The following is a 23,446-nucleotide window of genomic DNA, read 5'->3' as shown; positions in this document are numbered from 1 at the left end:
GTAATAAAAATGTGCGGTATGATAGATAAAATCGGGCCGAAAGTGTCGTTTTCTCGTAAAAAATCGCTTACTTTGCACGGCATATCAACGAATGATATATCAATGAGGAAAATCCTGAAAGGGGTCGGAATAGCAATTGCTGTCCCCCTTCTGTTTTTTATTATACTTGCACTGCTACTCTATTTCCCGCCTTTTCAGCGCTGGACTGTGAACCAAGTGGCGGCTTATGCGGCTGAAAAGACAGGCTCTGAGATAGCTGTCGAGCGTGTGAGACTGGTCTTTCCGCTCGATCTTGGTATCGAAGGGTTACGCGTTATACAGCCCAACGACTCGTTGCCGCAGGTGAAAGATACCGTGGCCGATATCGGCCGATTGGTCGTTAATGTGCAGCTGTGGCCGCTGTTGCATAAAAAAGTGGAGGTAGATGCACTCGAATTTCATCATCTGAAACTCAATACAGCCCATCTGATACACGAAGTTCGCGTCTGCGGAACGGTCAATCGGCTATGCGTGAAGAGCCATGGTATCGACTTGGGAAAGGAGGTTCTGCGGGTGAACAGTGCCGAATTGGCTGGTGCCAAAGTGAATGTGGAGTTGAGCGATACGGTTCCACCCGATACCGCAGAAAGTAGAATATACTGGAAAATTTATGTCGACGACCTTGCCGTGAGTCGTACCGATGTTACCGTTCACTTGCCGGGAGATACGCTTCAAGTGCAAGCCTATTTGGGAAAGACAGTTGCTGGCGGCGGATTCTTCGATCTTGACAAGGGCATTTATCGTGTGCAGCATCTTGATTGGACCGAAGGTAGACTGCGGTATGATAATAATTTTAAGTCCCGCAGTAAAGGGTTGGACTTCAATCACGTCTCGCTCACGGGCGTTACATTGGGTGCTGACTCGTTGTATTATTGCAAACCGCAGCTCAGTTTGCGTCTCCGCGCCTGCTCGTTCAGGGAAAAAAGCGGGATAGAAGTGAGTCGGTTGACGGGCCCGATCGCTTTGGATTCTGCCCGTCTGTACCTTCCCGACATCCGATTCAGTACCCCCGAATCGAGTCTTACGGCAGCTTTCGATATGGATCTCGATGCTTTTGCCGACCGCAATCCGGGTAAAATGAATGCTGTTTTGCACGGATCGTTCGGTAAACAAGATTTAATGCGCTTTCTCGGCGATATGCCGTTGCAGTTTCGACGGCGGTGGCCCAATTATCCTTTGGCCGTCGATGGCGTTGTAAAAGGCAATCTGCGGCGTGTGAATTTTACCGGTCTGTCTGTCGTTTTACCCACAGCCTTCCGACTGAAAGCTACTGGTTATGTTGCTGATCCGTTGAATCTGCAACGGATGAAGGCCGATGCAGACCTCAAAATCAATACATTCGATCTCGGCTTTATTACAGCCCTTTTCGATCAACAGTTAAACGCATCGCTAAATGTGCCTAATCGCATAGCGATTAACGGCAGGTTGCACGTCGATCAACAGTTAATCGCAGCCCGATTAACGGCATCTGAGGGAGGAGGCAGCTTAAAGGCTGATGCTCAGATAGATACAAGGCGGATGGCATACCGTGCCAAACTCTCGGCCAATGCTTTGCCTTTGCAGCATTTTCTGCCCCGAATGGGCTTGCATCCGTTTACGGGCGATGTCTCGGTAACGGGTTCGGGAACCGATATCTTTTCACATCATACCCGCTTGCAAGTGCAGGCCCGTGTGTTGAAATTCCGTTATGGAACTTATGATTTAGACCATATCACGGGTAGTGCGAATATGAGAAACGGTGTCCTTCACGCTGATATTCACAGTGATAATACACTGCTGAAAGGTCTCATCAGCCTCGATGCCCTTACGGACAGTAAGCGTCTGCGAGCCACGGTGGGAATGGATATAGACAAGATTGACCTCTATCGTCTGCGCATTCTGCATCAACCGCTGACCGTCGGTTTGTGCGGACACGTGGATATGGCTACAAATCGGCGCGATTATTATATGATCAAGGGCTCGGTGAGCGACATCACAATTCACGATAATACCCGAATTTATCGTCCTGAAGCCGTGGATATGGATGTCTTTACACGTCGCGATACAACCCACGCCATTGTAGACTGCGGCGATTTCCACCTTAATATGGATGCACGCGGCGGTTATGAGCAGCTGATGAAACAGGGAAACAGACTGCTGGCTGAACTGCAACGACAGTTGAAAGATAAATATATCGATCAGGTGCGACTGCGCGAGCGCCTGCCGAATGCCCGCATTTATCTGGCCAGCGGCAAGCGTAATTTCTTCTGTCGGGTACTGAAGAAGTATGGTTATGAACTGAATAGTATTTCGATGGATATGCATTCGTCGCCCGTTGCAGGCTTAAACGGGCGGATGGAAATCGATTCGATGATTGTAGACAGCATTCAATTGGACACGGTCAGACTCCGTTTGTTGTCCAATGACAATGCAATGACCTATCAGGCACAGGTGCGCAATAATGCTGATAATCCCCATTACACGTTTAATGCGCTGATTGCGGGTGGCATCTACGAACGAGGCACGAAGTTGACAACGAAGATTTACGATGCCAAAAACAAACTCGGGCTAAGCATCGGCGTGTCGGGCTCGATGGAATCGAACGGAATCGCGTTGCATCTGATGGGTGATAACCCGATTTTGGGCTACAAACGGTTCAGTGTCAACGATAGTAATTATGTATTTTTAGGCGACGATAGGCGTGTGTCTGCCAACTTGCGGCTCTCTGCTTCAGATGGAACGGGTATTCAGGTTTATACGGACGACGGCAATCGTGAAGCCTTACAAGATGTCACTGTCAGCCTAAACAGGTTCGTGTTGGATAAAGTTCTGTCGGTGCTTCCTTATACACCGAGCATCTCGGGGACGATGGACGGCGACTTTCACGTCATTCAAACGAAAGATAAACTGTCTGTTTCGTCAGACATTTCGGTTGAAAAGTTAGTCTATGAAGGTACTCGAATGGGGGATATCAGCACCGAATTCGTTTATATGCCGAAGTCTGACGGTAGTCACTATGTCAACGGAACGCTAATGAGCAGTGGCAACAAGGTGGCTACTTTGGAAGGAAGTTACCAGTCGAAAGGTGAGGGTTATCTCGATGCCGACCTCCATCTCAATCGTCTTCCGCTCTCTTATATCAACGGATTCATTCCCCGTCAGCTCATCGGATTCAAAGGAGCAGGCGAAGGAAAGCTTACTGTGAAAGGTGCGCTGAGCAAACCGCAGGTGAACGGTGAGGTCTATTTAGACTCTGCTTATCTTGTGAGCGAACCCTATGGTGTGGAAATGCGCTTCGATAACGACCCCGTTCGGATCGTGGGGAGTCATCTGCTCTTCGAGAATTTCGAAATGTATGCCCATAACTCCAGCCCTCTGACAGTGTCGGGGTATTTCGATTTCGCGGACTTGGACAATATGATTCTCGATGTGAGAATGCGTACGGAAAACTTCCTTTTGATTGATGCCAAGGAGAATTACAGGTCAGAGGCTTATGGAAAAGCCTTTGTTAACTTTTTCGGAAGAATGGGCGGGCCCATTGATAACTTGAAAATGCGGGGCAAGTTGGATGTACTCGGTGCCACGGATTTGACTTATGTGTTGCGTGATTCGCCGTTGACCACCGATAATCAGATGGAAGGTTTGGTGAAGTTTACCGATTTCAAAGACAGCACGCAGGAAGTAATCGATCGTCCGCCATTGACAGGTTTGGATATGGATATGAGCATCGGAATAGATGAGAACGCCCATATCCTTTGTGCACTGAATGCAGATAAGTCTAATTATGTAGACCTGATCGGCGGCGGAAACTTACGGATGCAATACAATACGGTGGATCAACTCAGACTGACCGGACGTTATACGCTCAACAACGGAGAGATGAAATACTCGCTTCCGGTAATTCCTTTGAAGACGTTTACTATCCGCGATGGCAGTTATGTAGAGTTTCTCGGCGATGCAATGAACCCGAAGCTCAATATCACAGCTACTGAAACGACTAAGGCTTCGGTTGCGTCGGGCGAGAAAGACAGTCGTGTAGTAGACTTTGAATGCGGTGTGGTAATTACCAAGACACTCAAAGATATGGGGCTGGAATTCATCATCAATGCACCACAGGATATGGCAATGGCCAACCAACTCAATACGATGAGCAAGGAAGACCGCGGTAAATTGGCTGTGACGATGCTCACAACGGGAATGTATTTGGCCGATGGCAATACGCAAGGATTCTCTATGAATAATGCTCTTAGTGCTTTCTTGCAGAGTCAAATCAATAATATCACAGGCAGTGCATTGCGTACACTTGACCTGAGTTTCGGTCTCGACAACGTTACCGATGCAAGTGGCAATATGCATACAGACTATTCTTTCAAATTCTCTAAGCGTTTTTGGAACAACCGTCTGCGCATAATTATCGGCGGCAAGGTGTCGACGGGCAATGACGTAACGGCTCGGGATAATACGTTCTTGAATAATGTGTCGTTTGAATACCGCCTGAACCAAGGTTCGACGAGGTATCTTCAAGTTTTCTATAACCGCGACAGCTACGACTGGTTGGAAGGAGATATCGGCAAATATGGCGTCGGTTTCATCTGGCGTCGTAAGCTCAGCCATTTCAAAGACTTGTTCCGCTTCAAGGATCAAGCCGATATTGTGCTTCCTCTTCCTGATGACACGTTAAAAGTTAAGACTAATGCGACACAGAAATAAATACATAACGCTATGCTGGTTGGCGGCAATGGCCATTGTCGTTCAGTCTTGTTCGACTACGAAAGTGGTACCCGACGGCGATCAGCTCTATACGGGACTCTCTAAAATTCAGTATCAGAATTATGAAAAGAGCAAGCATTTCGACGATACGAAAAATGAATTGGAGGCAGCACTTGCTTGTGCTCCCAACGGCGCTTTATTCGGAAGCAGCTATGTGCGAACGCCGTTTCCTGTCCGACTGTGGGTTTGGAATGCTTTCTCGGGTGCCGAATCAGGAGTCGGTCATTGGATAGCAAAGACATTCGGAAAGGCTCCCGTGCTGATGAGTTGGGTCAACCCGGTGCTGAGAGCATCGGTGGCACAGTCGGTAATGCGGTCGCACGGTTATTTCCGCGGTACTGTTGGCTATGAAACTGTAACGATGCGTAATCCCAAGAAAGCTAAAATCGCCTATACTGTAACGATGAATCATCTTTTTACGCTTGATTCGATTACACGCGAAAACTTTCCCGTGGCCACTGATAGTCTGCTTGAAGCCACATCCAAAGATGCTAAGATTCATTCCGGCGATCCGTTTGATGCAAGTCTATTAGATGCCGAACGTACTCGTATCAGCACGCTTTTTCGTAATAACGGTTACTTCTATTATAAGCCTGACTATGCCTCTTATCTGGCCGATACATTGGCTCGGCGCGGTCGTGTGCAGTTGCGAATGCTGATGGCAGATAATGTTCCTGATCGGGCTCGTCGCAAATGGTATATCGGGAAAGTAGATCTCAATTTACGTCGGCAGTTTATGGAGTCGCTTGAAGACTCTGTTACACGTCGTGCTCTTACCGTTCATTTCAACGGAAAGAGGTCGCCTATCCGTCCAAATGTGATTCTTGGGCGCGTCAAACTGCGCCCCGGACAGCTCTATCGGTATGATGACTATCTTCAATCTTATAACAATGTTACGGGAACAGGTCTTTACAGTATGGTAGATTTCAGCTTTACGCCTCGTGACAGTTCGGCAACGTGTGATACGCTCGATCTCAATCTCAGTTGTGTTTTTGATAAACGCTATGATTTCTATGTTGAAACAAACTATACAGGAAAGACCAATGGCAGGATGGGACCAGGTATTATAGTGGGTTTTGCCAAGCGAAACGCATTGCGAGGAGGCGAAAAGCTGGATGTTAGTCTTAACGGATCGTATGAATGGCAGACCGGACACACCGACGAAGGAACCTCTTCTCGGCTACATTCGTATGAATACGGTGGGGCAGCTTCATTAGAATTCCCTCGTCTTTTACTGCCGTTTTGGCATCGGTACAGATTTTTCAGTGCCCCCTCGACATTACTCAAAGCCTCGACTGACGTGATCAATCGTGCAGGATACTTCAAACGTCATATCGTTTCGGGCGAACTTACCTATAATTTTCAGACTTCGGCCACGTCATTACATCAGTTTAGCCCGCTCTCTTTACAGTATAACTATATGACAAGTCATACGGACGAGTTCCAAAAAATAATGGATGAGAATCCGTATTTGAAGGTAGCGATGCGTGATGTGATGATTCCGAAGATGCGGTATAGCTATATTTATACCAGTCCTGCTCATTATCGGAGTCCTGTTTGGTGGCAGATGACGGTGAGCGAAGCGGCCAATGTTTTATCATTAGGCTACCTTGCAGCGGGCCGGAAATGGAACGAGCGCGATAAACAGATGTTCAAGAACCCGTATGCACAGTTCTTCAAGGTCGAAACAGAGTTCCGAAAGACATGGCGGATGAGTGAACATACCCAGCTGGTGGGCCACATTGCTGCGGGAATTATTTGGTCTTACGGCAATTCTAATGGTGCGCCGTACAGTGAGCAGTTCTATGTGGGCGGGGCCAACAGCATTCGAGCTTTCAATGTGCGCAGTATTGGCCCTGGCGCTTTCAGCCCTACGGCCTCGTCAAATTCTTATTTGGATCAGACGGGCGACATCAAATTGCAATTCAATCTGGAATATCGTTCCCGATTGTTTGGCAATCTTTACGGTGCCGTATTCCTTGATGCGGGCAATGTTTGGACGTTGCGCGACTATGCCGAACGGCCTGCCGGCAGTTTCCAATTAAAGAATTTACCGCGTGAGATGGCGCTCGGTACCGGAATAGGTCTACGTTATGACCTTGAATATTTCGTTATTCGCATAGACTGGGGTATAGGTCTTCACGTGCCTAATAAGGTCGGTTTCTATAACATTTCTAATTTTAAAGACGGTCAAAGTCTCCATTTTGCTATCGGATATCCATTCTGATGCTGCGTGCAGAGCAAACTGTTGGATAAGATTCAGTAAATGTTGATGCTAAAATATGGGGATATTTCAGTATGTGATGACTGTATTCCGATGACGGTTATACTACCTATTCAATTATTCTTTTCTAAAAAATAGGACCTTCCGGAATCAAATGAAAGTGGTTTTCCTTATGAGGAGTAATGCTTTTTATTGTTAAGAGCATTGCTCCTTATATTAAATTATACTGTGTGTAACCGTTATTTGCGACGAATTTTCTATATAATTGATATTCAATAGTATAGAGACTTGGTATAGGGAGTTGTGTTTCAGGATTTCCTTTATGATGAATTTTTTGGGAAATAAGGATGTATGGTGTAGTGATTAATAATAATAAACGTTTGCAATTTATTATTTTTTGTTTATCTTTGTCAGCAAATATAATATTCGTTATTCTCAAATACTGCGACGAAATGAAAAGATGGTTATTGGTTTCAGCCTTATTCTTTGTTGCCTTTTGTGTTCAGGCGAGGGGCCAGAAAAAGCCGATTAAATTGCATAAGGACTCTATCCCGTGGACCGTTGGCTTGGGATCGGTAGACAAGGTGACCGAAATCAGGATGAATAAAGGCCTCATTATCAATCCGCTGAATGCACTGAACGGACAGGCGGCAGGTGTGAATATAAGTGCCAATGGTGCCGACCGGATGGCCGCTCTCAGTAGTGTGCGTGTGAGGGGAACCACTTCCGTTACTGGCGGTAATGATCCGCTGGTACTCATTGATGGCGTTTCAGCCGACCTCTCCACGTTGAGCACCATCTATCCGGCCGATATCGAGAGTTTCACTATTTTGAAAAATGCTGCCGAAACGGCCCAATTCGGGTCTCGCGGGGCGTCGGGCGTTATTGTAGTGACGACGAAAAAGGGAGGCGTCGGGCAATTCCATATCGCTTACGACGGCAATATCGGGGTCGAGTCAGTGTATAAACGTATCCAGATGTTGCGTGCATCGGAATATGTTTCTACGTCGAAAGCCTTAGGATTAGCCTATAACGACGGCGGTTTCGATACTGATTTCCTGCGCGCTGTCACGCAAACGGGCCTGGTTCAGACTCATCACGTGGCGTTCGGAGGTGGTTCTGACAATTCGGGTTATCGTGCTTCGCTCGGCTTTTTGGGGCATCGTACGGTTATCAAGACATTCCGTTACAACAATTTTGTAGCCAAATTAGACCTCACACAACGGGCATTCGACAACCGACTGCTGATAGAACTCGGGGTGTTCGGCTCTTCCCGACAAGATAAAGACATCTTCGATATACAGAAACTCTTTTATTCTGCCGCCACGCAAAACCCCACTTTCAGTACTGCGATGAATGCATCAGGAGGATGGGATAGAAATACCGAAGCCTCGCAAACGGCTCCGCCGATGGCGCTTTTGCGTGATAAGGACGACACACGGAACCTTAATTTCAATACACATCTGCGTCTTACATTCGACGTTTTACCTGATCTGAAAGCGTTGCTCTTTGCTTCTTATTCGTTCAACTCGACCGAACGGGCGCTGTTTCACCCCACTTGGGTGGCTGCGCAGGGCGAAGCCTACCGTGGAGAACATAAAAGTGAGGATTGGCTTACGAATCTCACGCTTACCTATAACCGCATTTGGGGCAGTCATAGACTTGAAGCAACGCTTCTCGGAGAGTATCAGAAGGCGCGCCGAACGGGCTTTTGGACGTTAGTCAAAGGTTTTACCACCAACGAATTGGGGTATAACAATCTGGCGGCAGGGGCTCTTCGGCCCTACGGAGGCACTGGGAGCGATTATGAAGACCCGTCGCTCGGCTCTGTGATGGGCTCATTGGATTACACCTTATGCGGTAGATACAAGCTCACGGTTACCGGTCGAGCTGACGGGAGTTCGTTGGTGGGTAAACATCATACGTGGGGACTTTTCCCATCTGTATCTTTCGAGTGGGACGCAAAAGCCGAACCTTGGTTGCGAAAGGCCAGTTGGCTCAGCCTGTTGAAGCTGCGTTCGGGTTATGGTTTATCAGGAAACATCGGCGGTATAGATGCCTATTACTCGATGCGGGCATTACTACCTAACGGCGTTGTACCCTTGAACGGTGCGCCGACAGTAACGATGGGTATAACGCGTAACGCCAATCCCGACCTGAAATGGGAAACCCGAGGAACTTTCAACATAGGTCTCGACTTTGGATTGATGAACAACCGCATCGTGATGAAGGCCGAATACTACACATCTAAGACCTGGGATATGATCTATCAGTATGATGTGCCGGTGCCACCGTATACTTACGACAAACTGCTGGCCAATATCGGATCGATGCGTAACAGTGGGTTCGAGTTAGGAATAGGGCTGACACCGCTGTCGAAGAAAGATATGGAGCTGACGATCAACGTCAATCTGTCGTGGCAAAAGAACCGACTCATCTCGCTGAGCGGCTCTCATAACGGGACGAAGCTGACTGCTTCGGCTATCACCGGCATCGGAACGCTTACCGGGGCGGGCTTTCACGGCGGCAATAACAACATTGTTTACCAGATCGTAGGCCAACCCTTGGGTGTCTTTTACTTGCCGCATTGCACGGGACTCGTGCGCAATGCTGACGGCAGTTACCGTTATGCCATTGCCGATCTCGACGGAAATGGGCGCATCAATATCGAGGATGGGGGCGACCGTTACATCGCCGGGCAAGCCACTCCGAAGTTTACGTTGGGCTCGAACATTGCTTTTCGCTATCGGGCTTTCGACGTTTCGTTGCAAATAAACGGTGCTTTCGGGCATAAAATTTATAACGGAACGGCTCTCTCGTATATGAATATGACCAGCTTTCCGTCCTATAACGTGATGCGCGAGGCCCCCGGGCAAAATATCAAAGACCAAACAGCTACCGACTATTGGCTTGAAAGTGGCGACTATCTCAATTTCGATTACCTCACTATCGGTTGGAATGTGCCGCTCAAATCCAAGTATATCAGTTCGCTGCGCGTGTCTTGCAGCGTCAACAATCTTGCTACAATAAGCGCTTACAGCGGCTTAACGCCGATGATAAACAGTTATATTTTCGGTCCTACTTTGGGTATCGACGACAAACGTTCGTATCCCGTTTACCGTTCATATACGGTGGGACTGAACATTCAATTCTAAAAATCGCATGGCAATGAACAAGTTCTTCGCTTTCGTTTGGGTCGTACTGACCCTTACTTCCTGTCTCGACGAGCATCCCAAGAATCTGCTTACGGAAGATGAGGCCTACTCTTCTGCTCGGAATCTTTATGTGAATGCTGTGGCCACACTCTATAATCATATCGGCGGGAAAGCCGACAGCCAGAGTCTACAAGGTACTTATCGGGGTGTGTACGACTACAATACGTTCTGCACAGACGAAGCAATGATCCCCATCCGAGGCGGCGATTGGTACGACGGAGGCTTTTGGGAGAATCTTTACAAACATCAATGGACACCTCGAGATGTGCCTCTTTACAACACGTGGCTGTATCTTTACAAGGTCGTTATGCTTTGCAACCAGTCTCTGCAACAGTTGGATAAGCACGCCAATCTGCTTACTCACACGCAGCACGAGGCTTATCGGGCCGAGGTAAGGGCCGTCAGGGCGATGTATTACTATTATCTGATGGATATGTTTGGGCGTATTCCTATCGTAACCGACTGCAACACGCCTATCAAAGAATTGCAACAGAGCAGCAGGAGTGCGGCCTTTCGTTTCATTGTAAGCGAATTGCAAACCGTCGCTCCACTGTTAGCCGGTGCCCGTAGCAATGTCGAAGGACCTTATTACGGGCGTATTACTCGTCCCGTTGTCCATTTTCTGCTGGCCAAACTGGCACTCAATGCTGCCATTTATACCGATGATGACTGGACCGATAACAGTCTGCCCGACGGCCGAAATATTCTGTTCACCGTCGACGGACACAAGTTCAACGCCTGGCAAACCGTCATTGCCTATTGCGATAAGATTACTGCGGCAGGTTATCGGCTTGAAACTGATTACCGAAAAAACTTTGCTGTGGTAAACGAAAACTCCCAAGAGAACATCTTTACCATACCGATGGACAAGACACTCTATGCCAATCTGTTCAAGAATCTGTTTCGTTCGCGCCATTACAATCACGGCTCGGCCCTCGGTTTCGGGGCCGAAAACGGTGCGAGTGCTACGCTCGCGGCTGTTCGTACATACGCTTACGATACCGATTCTACCGATACTCGCTATGCAATGAACTGTTACAGCGACACCGTTCGAGTCGACGGGCGTATCGTTCGGCTTGACAACGGCGATGCGTTGGTTTATCATCCGCTTGCCATTCAGCTCAATCTCACGGGCTCTCAGTATGAACGCACGGCGGGGGCAAGAATGAGTAAGTATGCCATCGACCGTAGCGCATACAGCGACGGACAGCTTCAGAACAACGATATCGTGCTGTTTCGCTATGCCGATGTGCTGTTGATGAAGAGCGAAGCCAAGCTGCGCAACGGCGAAGACGGCTCTGCCGAACTCAATCGGGTACGTAGCAGGGTAGGGATGAAGCCTCGCCGAGCCACGCTCAGCACGCTACTTGCAGAACGCTTGATGGAATTAATGTGGGAAGGTTGGCGTCGTCAAGACCTCATTCGATACGGACTCTTTGCCTCAGCTTACGACCAACGCACACCGTTAGACAATGAGTCGACGGGTTACACCACCGTTTTCCCAATTCCTGCCACCGTTATCGCTCTCAATGGGAATATGAAGCAGAATCCGGGATACAAGTAAGATAAATCGGCATTCATTCTCAGCCTTCTCAAAAGAGGGAGTGGAATCATATCCGTTTACTACCCAAGAGTAAGTTATTGGGTTTTACTCATTTCCCGTTTCGTATTTCGTTGAAAATCAATCATCTGCAAGTCGTATTGCGATTAGCCGTTAAACGCTGCGCGGTTAATTGTTTATTGCAGTGCAAGTAAATGTTAATCGCACGCTGATTAATGGTTAGTCATTGTGTAATTAACAACAACTTGGCAGGCTGTTCGTATTTTACAGAGAATCAAATACTTACAAATTAAGATTCCGCAAATAATTAATCAATCAAAATTTCGCTGATGGTTCTAATTCCATTTCACATCAATTCTCGGTGATTGCCCCGCAAATCAAAATGTAACCGGTTATTATCGGCATAGCGGATGAGGACAGCGTTCAGAACGATTCGCACCGCTGTAAATACAGTCAACATCGTATCCACTACGTGGATGAGCACAGAAGAGCTCTACACCACAGAGTATCGATGCAATAACTAATGCTTAAACATATGCTTTTTAATGATTTTTTGTAATTCATTTGGCGATAATTTGTAATGCGATAGATATATTGCTGATTTTCAATTATATACATCGCTGATATAAAATCATTTTCAACCGGGAGCTACGAATCGGTCAATGACGGTATTCGTATGTTCATTTTATGGATTAACCCTTTCATACTCGCACTTTTTTTTGTACTTTTGCAGAAGATTATAAGATTTGAAGTTTTAAGAAAGAGATAATGATGAAGGATTTAGATTGGTCTAATTTGTCATTCGGTTACCTGCCGACTGATTATAACGTACGCTGTTACTACCGCAACGGAAAGTGGGGTGAGATAGAGATTTGCTCTGATGCGTACCTCAAATTGCATATGGCTGCCATCTGTCTTCATTACGGACAGGCTGCATTTGAGGGTTTGAAGGCCTATCGTTGTCCTGACGGCAGAATCCGAGTGTTCCGTATGGATGAGAATGCTGCACGTTTGCAGGCTACCGGTCGGGGAATACTGATGCCGGAAGTACCTACTGAACTGTTTGAGGAAATGGTGACAAAGGCGGTCCGTTTGAATCAAGACTATGTGCCGACCTACGAGAGTGGCGCTACGCTTTACATCCGTCCGTTGCTCATTGGCACTACTGCGCACGTGGGAATACGATCTTCCGAGGATTTCGTTTTCATCGTTTTCGTTACTCCTGTGGGGCCATACTTTAAGGGAGGATTCGCTGCCAATCCTTACGTTATCATTCGCGACTATGACCGTTCGGCACCGCTCGGCACGGGAATGTATAAAGTCGGCGGTAATTATGCTGCCAGTTTGCGGGCCAATTCCATTGCACACGAGAAGGGATATGTCAGCGAATTCTACCTGGATGCTAAGGAAAAGAAGTATATAGATGAGTGCGGTGCGGCTAATTTCTTCGGTATCAAGGACAATACTTATATCACGCCGAAGTCTACGAGCATCCTTCCGAGCATCACCAATAAGAGTTTGATGCAAATAGCAACGGACATCGGGATGAATGTTGAGTGTAGACCCGTTCCCGAAGAGGAGTTGAGTACCTTTGAAGAAGCCGGTGCCTGCGGAACGGCTGCCGTTATTTCGCCTATCTCTTATATCGATGATCTCGACACAGGAGTGCGTTATACGTTCAGCAAAGACGGCAAGCCGGGTCCTATCTCAACCAAACTTTATAATCATCTCTGCGCCATTCAATATGGTATTGAGGAAGACCGTCACGGCTGGACGAAAATTGTTGTGGGATGATTAACTGCTAATTCGACCCAAAAAAGGCGTGCAGATAACATTTCTGCACGCCTTTTCCGATTGCAATTTACTGCCGGATGGATCGAGTTTTGTCAATACTCGACAACCGTTGTCTCATTGATTTCCGGGTCGTAGAGTTTTTCCCTGATTTTGAATATCTGCCATTCGGCTAATGCCACCCAGTTTTTGCCGCTTGTCGAAGACTTGATTTTAAACCAAACATATCTGAAAGGCTTTTCGCTTTTGATGGTTTGGGCAGTTTCATAGACGGCTTTCTTGTCACGAGGAAGTCCTGAGAAAGATTTCAAGAGCGTGGTTCCGGTCTCATTGGTATAATAATCGGCAGTGTTTTCAAAAGTATTGCTGACCAAGACATCAAGCTCTTTGGGATTGTCCTTGTTATTGTTATCGCGACATACATAGCGAAATCGCAGGGCCGTTCGCTCTTGTCCGAGATCGAAAACGATGTAATGAGGAAAGGGTTTAGGGTTACTCCAACTCATATGGAAGAAGTTATTCTCGTTCCCGTCGATTAAAGCGGAGAGCGGTCCTTCTGATGTTTCGGGGTTATCTGACCACACGTGGTTGATATCGAACGTGAGTAAGTCTTTGTAAGTCTCATAAATGGTTTTCGTTGCAGCGCCTGCCTGTGCCGTGATTTTTACGATTTCGCCTCCGGTTCCTTGTGCATTGTGAGGTTGCAGACTGTATTCTATCTCTCCATAGCGTGCTAACAGGTTGTCGATTTTGATGGAGTCGCTATACATACTGGCCAAACGAGTTCTTACCGAAGCTTCACCCGGCACCTGATAGGTCACTTTTATATACTTGTAAGTCGGATTCTCGGGAATCGTCCATTTGATAACGACGGCTCCGGGAGCTTTCTTATAAGTGAGTGTTTTCGCATCGATAGATGTCGGTACAGGTCCTTTGTCGTCATCGTTGCACGAAATGAACCCTGTGATTATGCACAGGCATATCATTGAAAATATAGTTTTTTTCATCTTATTCAACGTTTAAGTGTATGTTATCTGTGGTCGCCCGTGTAGCCGGGATTGTTGACCAGGTGCGGATTTTTATTAATATCGCCGAGGGGTATAGGCAATAGATACTGTGTGGGAGCCTCGAACTTACGCTCGAAATTGATTTCTTTAATATTTGCAAGCTCTTCTACCGTCGTTGCATCGATGTTCAACCCTTTGACTTTCACGTTAAAATATTTCTCACCGAGCATCCAGCGACGCATATCCCAGAAGTTCTGACATTCGAGATAGAGTTCTGCCATCCGCTCCTGTCGTACTATTTGCCGCAGCTTAGCTTGGTCTAACGTTACGCCGACAGCACTCCACGAAGTTTCAACGGTGGGTATTCCCGCACGCACTCTCACCTTATTTATATAAGTTTTGGCAGTCTCCAAGTCTCCCGTTTCAATGCAGGCTTCGGCATATCCGAGGTAAAGGTCTGCCAAACGGATAACCGGGAATGGACTCTCTTCGCGTGATCCGCCTCCACTGGAAGCCACAACGGTATTCGGACTGACGAATTTCTTGTTGAGATAACCGCCCGGTGAGTAGTTGCCCGGCCGCTTTTGAGTGACAGTTCCGCGGCTGCAATTACCACCGAGAAGGAAGTTACAGACCACACGAGAGTCGGAAGTATTCTTCTGTCCGTTGCTCATCGTATAGGCAGGATTAACCGGATCGTTCTGCAATTCATAGTACCCGCCTTGGAAAGCCACCCAAGCGTAATAGCGAGGTTCACGGTCTAAGTTGAAGGCTAATGTCTTTTGGCCTACTTGTCCTTCGTCTGCGTGGGCATCATCGATCATAACCACCTTCATCTTGTCAGTGTTTTTAAACTCCGGATCTTCGTCCCAAGGAAGGCCGTTCTTCGTGTAGAAGCGGTTGAGCATAGCCCAAGTGGGGCAGATTCCATTCCAAGCCGATCCCGAATCGTTGTAAGGCATAGACTTGTTTTGTATTCCGTACCATCCGCCGCTGCGTGTTTCGGCTAGCAAAACTTCTGGATTCACGTCCTGATAGTCGAGATTCAGCAGGCGCATACAACGGTTATAGCCAGCTGCGGGATACTGATTCTTGTTATTATCGCCGATGTATCGGTCTTGTTTTGTGTACAAGTGATAGCCGTTTTGTTCTGCAAGCTCGATAGCTTCTTTCATTGCATCGCGCGCCTTTACCCATTTATTGGGATCGTAAGAAGATGGCATCAGCAATGTTCCGTCGTCCGGATCTTTCATATTCTTATACAAAACAGGAGCCTGTTCATTGAAAAGCGGAGATGCAGCATAAAGAAGCATCTTGGCTTTTACAGCTTTTGCCGCTACGTTTGTGGCCAAGCCATACTGTATCTGCGGCCGAATGGCGGGCAAATCTTTGGCTGCTTCGTCTAATTTATCACATATCCACTGCACGCATTCATCATAAGGCGAGCGGTGAGCATAGTCTTTGATGGGTGTCTCTATATTGGGTTCTTCTCGTACTAAGATGATAGGGCCATAGCAACGAGCCAACATATAGTGATAGTATGCAATGAGAAAGTGGGTCTGGGCTTTGTAATCCGTCTTCAAAGCGTCATCTAATCCAGGTGTCTTGTCAATGACATTGAGGAACATATAACACTGTCTGATACCCTGAAAGAATGAATCCCAGTAAGAGATTACAGGACTATAGGCTGTGTAATTACCCTTAGGAAAGGAGGCGAATGTCTCGTGTTCGAATGAGGTTACGATTTCGTCGCCGGTCAATAAGTCGAGAGAAGCCGATGCAACGTTGCATTGCGGCAGGTAGCCATAGCAGGAATAGAGATACTTCTCGGCCTTATCCTTATCGGAATAAGTGTCTTTGGTCGTGGCATTCTCATCGGGAACGATGTCTAAGAAATCGCACGAGGAGAAACAGAGAGCTGTTACCGCGACAATGATAAATTGATATATAGCTTTCATTTTGTTTTCTGTTAAGCGTTTATTTGAATGTTAGTTGAAGACCGATGTTGAACGTTCGTTGCAGAGGATATGACATTCCGGCTCCTCCTCCCATTTCGGGATCCCAAAGTTTAAAGCCAGAGAAAGTCACGATGTTGGTCGCACTGGCATAGATTCGACCGAATTTGAACTTGTAACCTACCTCTAAATTCTTCAAACGAAGGAATGCAGCATTGCGCAACCAATAGGTAGATGCTTGCATATTGTTATGATTGTTATACTTGGTCAGACGCGGATAGCGAGCGTTCGGGTTCTGATTATCTTTGCTCCAATAATCATCTGCAATCCATTGCAAGACATTCCGCTTGCTTTGTGTACCGAATGGCTCGAAATCACTCATCATCAGGCTCACGTTTGCTTGTCCTTGGAAGAAGAAAGAAAGGTCCCATTTCTTATAAGAGATGGATGGTCCGAAGCCGTAAACGATTTCCGGAATATATGGACGGCCGATTGGTACACGATCGTTGGCATCGATTTTACCGTCATATTCTCCGTTTTGGTCGGGCTGATCCTTATATTTCACGTCGCCGGGAGCTATTGCAATGTTGCCGAGTGTTGATTTCGGACTGTGAGCAATATCTGCTTCGTCGATGTATAAACCATCTGCCACATAGCCGAGATAGGTGTTCAGGCTTCTTCCTACCTGTCTCAATGCGGGGCGAGTGTCTGCTGCTTCATCATATTCTAACACCTTGTTACGTGCAAAGGTGAATGTTCCTCGGAATTCAACAGACCAGTCGTCATTGATTTTCTTGCCGTAATTCGTAGCTAAATCAATACCCCAGTTCTTGACTTTTGCAAGGTTTCCGTAGATTGTTGTAGCTGCTGTTCCAAAATAATTCGGTATCGAACCTTTGGCCTGGAAGATGTGATCGCGAATTTCTTGAAATGCATCCACGGTGATATTTAATGCATCAAAGAGGCGAAGATCTATTCCGACGTTCAGCTTATGACCTACTTCCCACGTGAGATTAGGATTCTCGAATCTATTAAAAGCTGGTCCGCTGAGTGTGCGTCCTTGCCCTCCGTAACCCGTAGTATACGATGGACTGCCGGTCAGATTTACAATAGCTTGGTACGCAAAACGGGCTTTTTCCACTTGATCATTACCAACCAAGCCGTAGGAACCGCGTAACTTCAATTGCTGAACGAATTTCTTGATCGGTTCGAAAAACGCTTCTTCGCCGACATTCCATCCCAAAGAAACCGACGGGAAGAATCCCCAGCGGTGGCCTTTTGCGAAACTTTCAGACCCGTTGTAGCCCGCATTGAGTTCCAATAAATAGCGAGATTTATAGTCGTAAGAGGCTCGTGCGGCAAAGCCCATCCTGCGTTTGGGGAGCGATGAGAGGAAATCGAAATTGACATTAGAGTTATATTCATCTATATTGAACAGTATCATTCCGCCCACATTGTGATCTCCGAACCTCCGGTTATAATCAAGAAACGCCTGAAAATAATACCGGCGGTCGCCCGATGTGCCGAAATAATTATTCAATAAATACTTTTGTGGTACGCCGATCGGCTTAATGGTCATATCATATCCGCCCTCGGCGGCTCCGTTAGCGGCGTAATCCGTTAGCTGGTATCTGTTGTAATTCTGAACCCTGTATTTATGATTTTTAGTCCAGTTTTTAAAAGAGAACAAGGCTTTGAATGATAATCCCTTGGTGATAAAGTCTAATTTCTGGTCATAGTTGAGGTTAGCCACCACCGTACTTTCAAAAACATCTCTGTAACCGGTGGTTGCAAGCGCCATTGGATTATCCGGATTGTAGTTTCCTGCCTGCAAAGAGCCCCAATGATACCATTCATCATTGCCCTTGGGATACATAATCGGGAAGTCTACCGGATTAGTTCCCATAATGCCATCGAACACTTTTTTAAGTCCATCACCTTTATCATTAACCAGCATTCCGTGCATATTGTTCATCTGAACATTGAGGTGCAACGCCAGCGTTGCAGTCTTGGAGAGGTGGAAGTCTACGTTGTTCTGGAAGGCATATTTCATATAACTCGTACCGTTGTGATAGGAAAAATACTTTCCTGAGACGTCTCTCAGCATACTGGTTTCGTGACTTGCGTTGATGTTCATAAAGTAAGTGATCTTTGCCGTACCGCCGCGCACGTTGAAATTAGCACGTTGGTTCCAAGTCACTTCTTTGAAAATCTCCTTATACCAATCGACATTGGGATAAACATAAGGATTCAGTTTTTTGATTGTTCCATTGATTTTGTCTTCCGAATAGAGCACGTCGCCCGACTGTTGGTTAGTAACGGCCTCGTTATACATACGCATAAAGGTGACGCCGTCTACTGTTCTGGGACGCTTGGTGGGTGTATTAATCCAGTTTTCCACGCGCAGTCCGATTATAGGATGATCGAGATCGGCCCCCGATTTGGTCTTGATGATGAGCACGCCATTAGCTCCGCGCGTACCATACATTGCTGTTGCCGTTGCATCTTTCAGTACAGAGAAGCTTTCGATAATCTCAGGGTCGATGGCATTAAGGTCTGCGTGTGAGATCTCTACGCCGTCCATCACGATTAACGGAGATGTAGCACCGCTCATTGTGGATATGCCGCGTACGAAGAAATTGGCTCCGTTGTTGCCCGGTTCGCCGCTGCGCTGATAGGCAATAACACCCGAAAGGCGGCCGGCAAACGCTGTTGACAAGTTGGTTGCTGGTACTTTCAAGTCTGCCGGACGAACAGTCTGAATAGATCCGGTTACCGTTTCTTTCTTCTGAGTTGTTCCGAAAGCTGTGATAACGGCTCCTTCCAATGTCTGAACATCATCGGAAAGGGTGATGGAAAGTACCTTGACGTCACTTACTTTGATTTTTTTGGTGGTGTAACCGAGATACGACACTTCTAAAGTTGATCCTTTGGCGGCTTGGATTTTAAACCGACCGTCGACATCGGTAACGGCTCCTACAGAAGTTCCTAAAAGTTTAATGGTTGCTCCGACTAATGGATCGCCGGTCTTAGAGTCTGTTACAACGCCCACGATTTTGAATGTTTTCTGAACGGGTGCGGGGCTCCCCGGAGTCTTTGAAGCGTTTGATCCGCTTGCAATACGATTGACATTCGCGCTTGTGGGAATGCCGCCGGCAGTTGCCGTTTGCTGTAATGCGGGTGCGAACAGTGATAAGACCGCCCCGTATACAGCACAATGCAAAGAGGTTGCTAAGGCTTTTGATAGTTGCATAATACTTTGGGTTGTAGTTATAAATTTGTTTGTTTCGATAAATCTCGGTATAACCTGATTTACGAGACAAAAATAATTAAAAATCCAATAATACTCGCATAAAAACCTTTCGATTTGTTTTTTTTGTATTAAAGACAGTTAAAGCAAAAGGAAATGAATAATAAATGTTGCTGTTTTCAATCTCTGCTTTGCAAAATATAAGTATTTTAAAGATTTTGTTTATAATAGCATCGTGGAATTATTGCAGAAAAAACAGAAAGGAATTACGTTCTTATCTTTTTTCGTTGTATCGTCGACCGTTTTGCAAAAGACCGTTAAACGCCTTGCAAAAAGCCGTTAAACGCACGCCGTTTAACGGTTATTTGTGCCGCGATTGACCGTTAATTATAACACCATTTGTATCTATTTGATTAACAGGTAGATACAAGCGGATCTCTAAGCTATGAATTGGGATGAAAGAAAATACTTCTCCTGTAATCGGTATCCGTACTCAGATGTTGATTTGTCTGTCGTGAAAAATTTTGCCGATGACAACAAAAATATAAACATTGCCAAACAAAGTCAGCTTGGCAATGCCTTGTTTCGATATTTATAAAAGATGTGGCGACTTAGCCTTCTTCCTCTTCCGACTCTACGGGAATCTTCGCGATGGGTAGTTGTCGGTGAATCATCGTATTAAAAGAGATGATAGTATCGCTGCCCGAAAGGCCCAAAGGCTGTATCTTATCGTGAATAATATCAGCCAAGTGATGGTTGTTGAAAGCGTAAATCTTGACGAACAGATCGAAGTCTCCTGTCGGACAGTAGCACTCTACGACCTCGGGTATTTTGCGCAATTCATTTGCTACGCGGTCGAATGTGTTTGGATCTTTGAGGTGGAGACCGACAAATGCACACGTTTCATAACCTACTTTCTCTGGATCGATGATAAACTGAGATCCCTTTAAGATACCGAGGTTAATGAGTTTTTGAATGCGCTGATGAATGGCAGCGCCACTTACGTTACACGCACGAGCCACTTCGAGGAATGGAATGCGTGCATCTTCTCCGATAAGAGTAAGGATCTTCTTATCCAATAAGTCTAAACCGTGATGTCCCATTTGATGTTAATTTGTTTGCAAAGATAAAACAAAGTAACGATATTCGCAATAAATCAATCGTATTTTGTAACATAATGAGTAAAGATTCGCTTGATTTTCACTTCCGAGAAACGGCCGAATAGCTTATGCGCAGGGCTTTAGCCTGTCTCAATGCTTGTTTGACGTCGGTCATTACGTGCATTTTCGTATGCTTGTCGGCCTTGATCGAAACCGTCATTTGCTGCCGGTCTTCGGGCGACATACGGTTTTGTTCGGTCTCCATATAATCAGTTATGTCTTCGGCCGACGCGAATTTGTCGTTCAATTGGATGCGGGGTTCGGTACCGGAAATAGCTTGCATATCCCTCGAAGGTTTTCCGATGTAGATGTAAGAGACAGCCGACTTCTTGGTTAATCGCGTCAGTTCGGTGCCCTGCGGTACTTGAAAATGCACCTTTAAGACCGTTTTACGCATATGAGTAACGATCATAAAGAAGAAAAGAACGGTGAAAATGAGATCCGGAAGCGACGAAGTATTGAGTCCGGGCACGCTGTGCGTACGACGACGAAATCTGCTCATCGGTCTCCTCCTTCCCTTTTTGCATCGTAATTCTCAGCTATTCGCTGCGGGCAAAGCGCCTTCACGGCTTCGCGTTGCTGCTGAGAGCAAAGGCTGTAACGGCGTCCGAACTTGCGCAAAGCCCATTCGTTGCGGGCAATGTTGTAAGCAGCCACCAGTTCGTTTTGCATCTGAAAGTAAGTATCGTATCCCGAATTGGGATCTATGGAGATAGAAAAGAGATGATGCTTGCCGCGACTCTGGATGAAATGCAGCGCCGTTTGTCGTAAGTCAGCTATCCGAGCGGGATGCCGGTCAATGTATAATCGATTGTCGGCTGTGATTTCTAACGTCATCAGATTGTGCTTTTCTACATTCGTTTCCTCCGTTTGGGGGCGCAGATCGGGCGGCGGAAGCTGCCGCGAAAGCCCTTTATCCACATCCATCGACGTGGTAACGAGGAAGAAAATCAACAACATAAACGAGATGTCGGCCGTTGATGTGGTGTTGAGTCTGGGCACTCGGCGTGGGCGATGACGAAACATTGGCTATCGTTTCTCCTTTCTGTAATAGCGTGTTGCACCGTAAACAACGGCCGCAACAGCTGCAATGAGTAGCAGTCCGCCCGTATAAATGAACATATCAGCGGTTTTCAGCCACAGTGTGTCAGCATATTTCCGACTGTTGATCAGCATCTCCGATGAAGAGCCGAGTCCGAAAGTGACCGCCGCCAGCACAACGGTGCCGATAGAAATAGCGTAAGAAATCTGTTTGACAGGGATATTATTGTCGAGCCGGCCGCTCTTTCCGCGTTTGCGAAGACCGGTCCAAACGGCCCAGAAAGTAAGTCCGACGGCTCCTAAGACGAGGACAAACATCAGCCAGATTATCGCATCTGTGAACAGCGGTGCATTGAAGTTGGGATTGATGGCATACGGATGGTCATAGCCGATGACGTAAAACAGTGAGAAAATCACTGTTGCCATCCCGATCAATACGTAGAGTATAAGTTGCGACAGGCGTTCGGCGGGCCATCGGTGAATGTTGCTGAGCTTCATTTCTTCAACTGATACTTCATCACCGAATCGAGTAACGTGATGGCAGATTCTTCCATCTGCGACGTGAGATGCTCGATTTTGGAGAGGATATAGTTATAGAATATCTGTAAAATCAGGGCTACGATGATACCAAAAATCGTTGTGATGAGGGCCACTTTCATTCCCGAAGCCACAATGGTAGGGCTGATGTCGCCGGCTGACTGAATCTGATCGAAAGCCATTACCATACCAATCACGGTACCGAGGAATCCTAATGACGGTGCCATCGCGATGAAAAGCGTAATCCACGAGCAGCCTTTTTCTAAGTTGGCAGCCTGCACCGAACCGTAAGCAGCTACCGAACGCTCGATATTGTCTATCGACTCGTCGATGCGTACGAGACCTTGGTAACAGATGGAAGCCACGGGCCCGCGTGTGTCTCGGCACAGATCCTTTGCCGCTTCGATGTCGCCGGTATTGATCTTGGCTTCAAGATCGCGCATAAACTGCTTGGCATTGATCTCGGACAGACTGAGGTAGATGATTCGCTCGATGCAAAACGCCAGTCCAATAACCAAAGCCAGGGCCACGAGCGACATAAATCCGGCGTTGCCTTCAATGAATTTGGTCTTTAAAGCCTGGTGAAATCCTGCACTTTCAATCGGTTCGATATCCGTATCCGGTGTCGACGTGATGGTGCTTTCTAACATACTGTCGGCCAGGTTGTTATCAACAGCCGAATCATTAACGGCTTTTTGCCCTGCATTTAATGGTTTTTCGGCTTGCGATTTACCGTTAGTTGTCTTGCGATTAACGGCATCTGGTTTTCCGTTCTGTATCTCTTGCTGCGCCGTCTGTTCTTCACCACCCTGTTTTTGGGCTGTAATCGTCATTGAGAAACAGAGTAAAAGGAGGAGTGATATGGCAAATCTCACAATCAGATTCTTCATTATTCTTATGTCGTTTTTATAATTGTT

The 23,446-nt window shown here is 46.7% G+C and carries 13 protein-coding genes; 5 read left to right on the top strand and 8 right to left on the bottom strand.

Annotated elements, in window-relative coordinates; translation table 11 throughout:
* Nucleotides 1–102 precede the first annotated feature (102 nt).
* The 5 genes from RWY97_RS00665 (at nt 103) to RWY97_RS00645 (ending at nt 13,582) form a co-directional block, all read left to right on the top strand.
* The gene (locus tag RWY97_RS00665) at nt 103–4,728 is read left to right on the top strand and encodes a translocation/assembly module TamB domain-containing protein (RefSeq protein ID WP_315564974.1); all 4,626 of its coding nucleotides are present in this window, start codon (nt 103–105) and stop codon (nt 4,726–4,728) included.
* Entirely contained in the window at nt 4,712–7,015 is a 2,304-nt protein-coding gene (gene tamL, locus RWY97_RS00660; RefSeq protein ID WP_315564973.1) for a translocation and assembly module lipoprotein TamL, read from the top strand. Before RWY97_RS00665 ends, tamL begins: the two co-directional genes overlap by 17 nt.
* 449 nt (nt 7,016–7,464) lie before the next feature.
* Nucleotides 7,465–10,167 (top strand): SusC/RagA family TonB-linked outer membrane protein, encoded by a 2,703-nt coding sequence (locus RWY97_RS00655; RefSeq protein ID WP_314077899.1) that lies wholly within the window; start codon nt 7,465–7,467, stop codon nt 10,165–10,167.
* Between the two features lie 13 nt (nt 10,168–10,180).
* Nucleotides 10,181–11,791 (top strand): RagB/SusD family nutrient uptake outer membrane protein, encoded by a 1,611-nt coding sequence (locus RWY97_RS00650; RefSeq protein WP_315564972.1) that lies wholly within the window; start codon nt 10,181–10,183, stop codon nt 11,789–11,791.
* Between the two features lie 768 nt (nt 11,792–12,559).
* Nucleotides 12,560–13,582 carry a branched-chain amino acid aminotransferase gene (locus RWY97_RS00645; RefSeq protein ID WP_315564989.1) on the top strand — a complete coding sequence of 341 codons (1,023 nt, stop codon included), beginning with the start codon at nt 12,560–12,562 and terminating at the stop codon, nt 13,580–13,582.
* 92 nt (nt 13,583–13,674) lie between these two features.
* Here RWY97_RS00645 and RWY97_RS00640 read toward each other — a convergent pair whose 3' ends face one another.
* The 8 genes from RWY97_RS00640 to RWY97_RS00605 all read right to left on the bottom strand — a co-directional run bounded on the left by RWY97_RS00640 (nt 13,675) and on the right by RWY97_RS00605 (nt 23,419).
* Nucleotides 13,675–14,586: a discoidin domain-containing protein gene (locus tag RWY97_RS00640; RefSeq protein ID WP_315564971.1), complete on the bottom strand. Its 912-nt coding sequence runs from the start codon at nt 14,584–14,586 to the stop codon at nt 13,675–13,677.
* A gap of 23 nt (nt 14,587–14,609) precedes the next feature.
* Nucleotides 14,610–16,544 (bottom strand): RagB/SusD family nutrient uptake outer membrane protein, encoded by a 1,935-nt coding sequence (locus RWY97_RS00635; RefSeq protein ID WP_315564970.1) that lies wholly within the window; start codon nt 16,542–16,544, stop codon nt 14,610–14,612.
* Nucleotides 16,545–16,563: 19 nt separating this feature from the next.
* Nucleotides 16,564–19,794: a SusC/RagA family TonB-linked outer membrane protein gene (locus RWY97_RS00630; protein WP_315564969.1), complete on the bottom strand. Its 3,231-nt coding sequence runs from the start codon at nt 19,792–19,794 to the stop codon at nt 16,564–16,566.
* A 608-nt stretch (nt 19,795–20,402) separates the two neighbouring features.
* On the bottom strand, nt 20,403–20,894 hold the full coding sequence (locus RWY97_RS00625) for an Lrp/AsnC family transcriptional regulator (RefSeq protein ID WP_021583236.1): 492 nt from the start codon (nt 20,892–20,894) through the stop codon (nt 20,403–20,405).
* Between the two features lie 97 nt (nt 20,895–20,991).
* Nucleotides 20,992–21,453, bottom strand: a complete 462-nt coding sequence (locus tag RWY97_RS00620) for an ExbD/TolR family protein (protein ID WP_315564968.1) — start codon at nt 21,451–21,453, stop codon at nt 20,992–20,994.
* Complete coding sequence (locus RWY97_RS00615; RefSeq protein WP_315564967.1) at nt 21,450–21,977, bottom strand: ExbD/TolR family protein; 528 nt, start codon at nt 21,975–21,977, stop codon at nt 21,450–21,452. Before RWY97_RS00615 ends, RWY97_RS00620 begins: the two co-directional genes overlap by 4 nt.
* 3 nt (nt 21,978–21,980) lie before the next feature.
* Nucleotides 21,981–22,490, bottom strand: coding sequence for a hypothetical protein (locus RWY97_RS00610; protein WP_315564966.1), 510 nt, complete (start codon nt 22,488–22,490; stop codon nt 21,981–21,983).
* Nucleotides 22,487–23,419: a MotA/TolQ/ExbB proton channel family protein gene (locus RWY97_RS00605; protein ID WP_315564965.1), complete on the bottom strand. Its 933-nt coding sequence runs from the start codon at nt 23,417–23,419 to the stop codon at nt 22,487–22,489. Before RWY97_RS00605 ends, RWY97_RS00610 begins: the two co-directional genes overlap by 4 nt.
* Nucleotides 23,420–23,446 lie beyond the last annotated feature (27 nt).

Origin of the sequence: Hoylesella pleuritidis (assembly GCF_963541955.1) — a bacterium.
GTDB classification, from domain to species: Bacteria; Bacteroidota; Bacteroidia; order Bacteroidales; family Bacteroidaceae; genus Prevotella; species Prevotella pleuritidis.
The sequence above is the reverse complement of the archived record's forward strand: the minus strand, read 5'-3'. Positions and strand labels throughout refer to the sequence as shown.

Coding starts and splice junctions, on each gene's coding strand:
- RWY97_RS00605 (WP_315564965.1), bottom strand. CDS start 23,419: ATGAAGAATCTGATTGTGAGATTTGCCATATCACTCCTCCTTTTACTC.
- RWY97_RS00620 (WP_315564968.1), bottom strand. CDS start 21,453: ATGAGCAGATTTCGTCGTCGTACGCACAGCGTGCCCGGACTCAATACT.
- RWY97_RS00650 (WP_315564972.1), top strand. CDS start 10,181: ATGAACAAGTTCTTCGCTTTCGTTTGGGTCGTACTGACCCTTACTTCC.
- RWY97_RS00625 (WP_021583236.1), bottom strand. CDS start 20,894: ATGGGACATCACGGTTTAGACTTATTGGATAAGAAGATCCTTACTCTT.
- RWY97_RS00655 (WP_314077899.1), top strand. CDS start 7,465: ATGAAAAGATGGTTATTGGTTTCAGCCTTATTCTTTGTTGCCTTTTGT.
- RWY97_RS00635 (WP_315564970.1), bottom strand. CDS start 16,544: ATGAAAGCTATATATCAATTTATCATTGTCGCGGTAACAGCTCTCTGT.
- tamL (WP_315564973.1), top strand. CDS start 4,712: ATGCGACACAGAAATAAATACATAACGCTATGCTGGTTGGCGGCAATG.
- RWY97_RS00645 (WP_315564989.1), top strand. CDS start 12,560: ATGAAGGATTTAGATTGGTCTAATTTGTCATTCGGTTACCTGCCGACT.
- RWY97_RS00665 (WP_315564974.1), top strand. CDS start 103: ATGAGGAAAATCCTGAAAGGGGTCGGAATAGCAATTGCTGTCCCCCTT.
- RWY97_RS00630 (WP_315564969.1), bottom strand. CDS start 19,794: ATGCAACTATCAAAAGCCTTAGCAACCTCTTTGCATTGTGCTGTATAC.
- RWY97_RS00610 (WP_315564966.1), bottom strand. CDS start 22,490: ATGAAGCTCAGCAACATTCACCGATGGCCCGCCGAACGCCTGTCGCAA.
- RWY97_RS00640 (WP_315564971.1), bottom strand. CDS start 14,586: ATGAAAAAAACTATATTTTCAATGATATGCCTGTGCATAATCACAGGG.
- RWY97_RS00615 (WP_315564967.1), bottom strand. CDS start 21,977: ATGTTTCGTCATCGCCCACGCCGAGTGCCCAGACTCAACACCACATCA.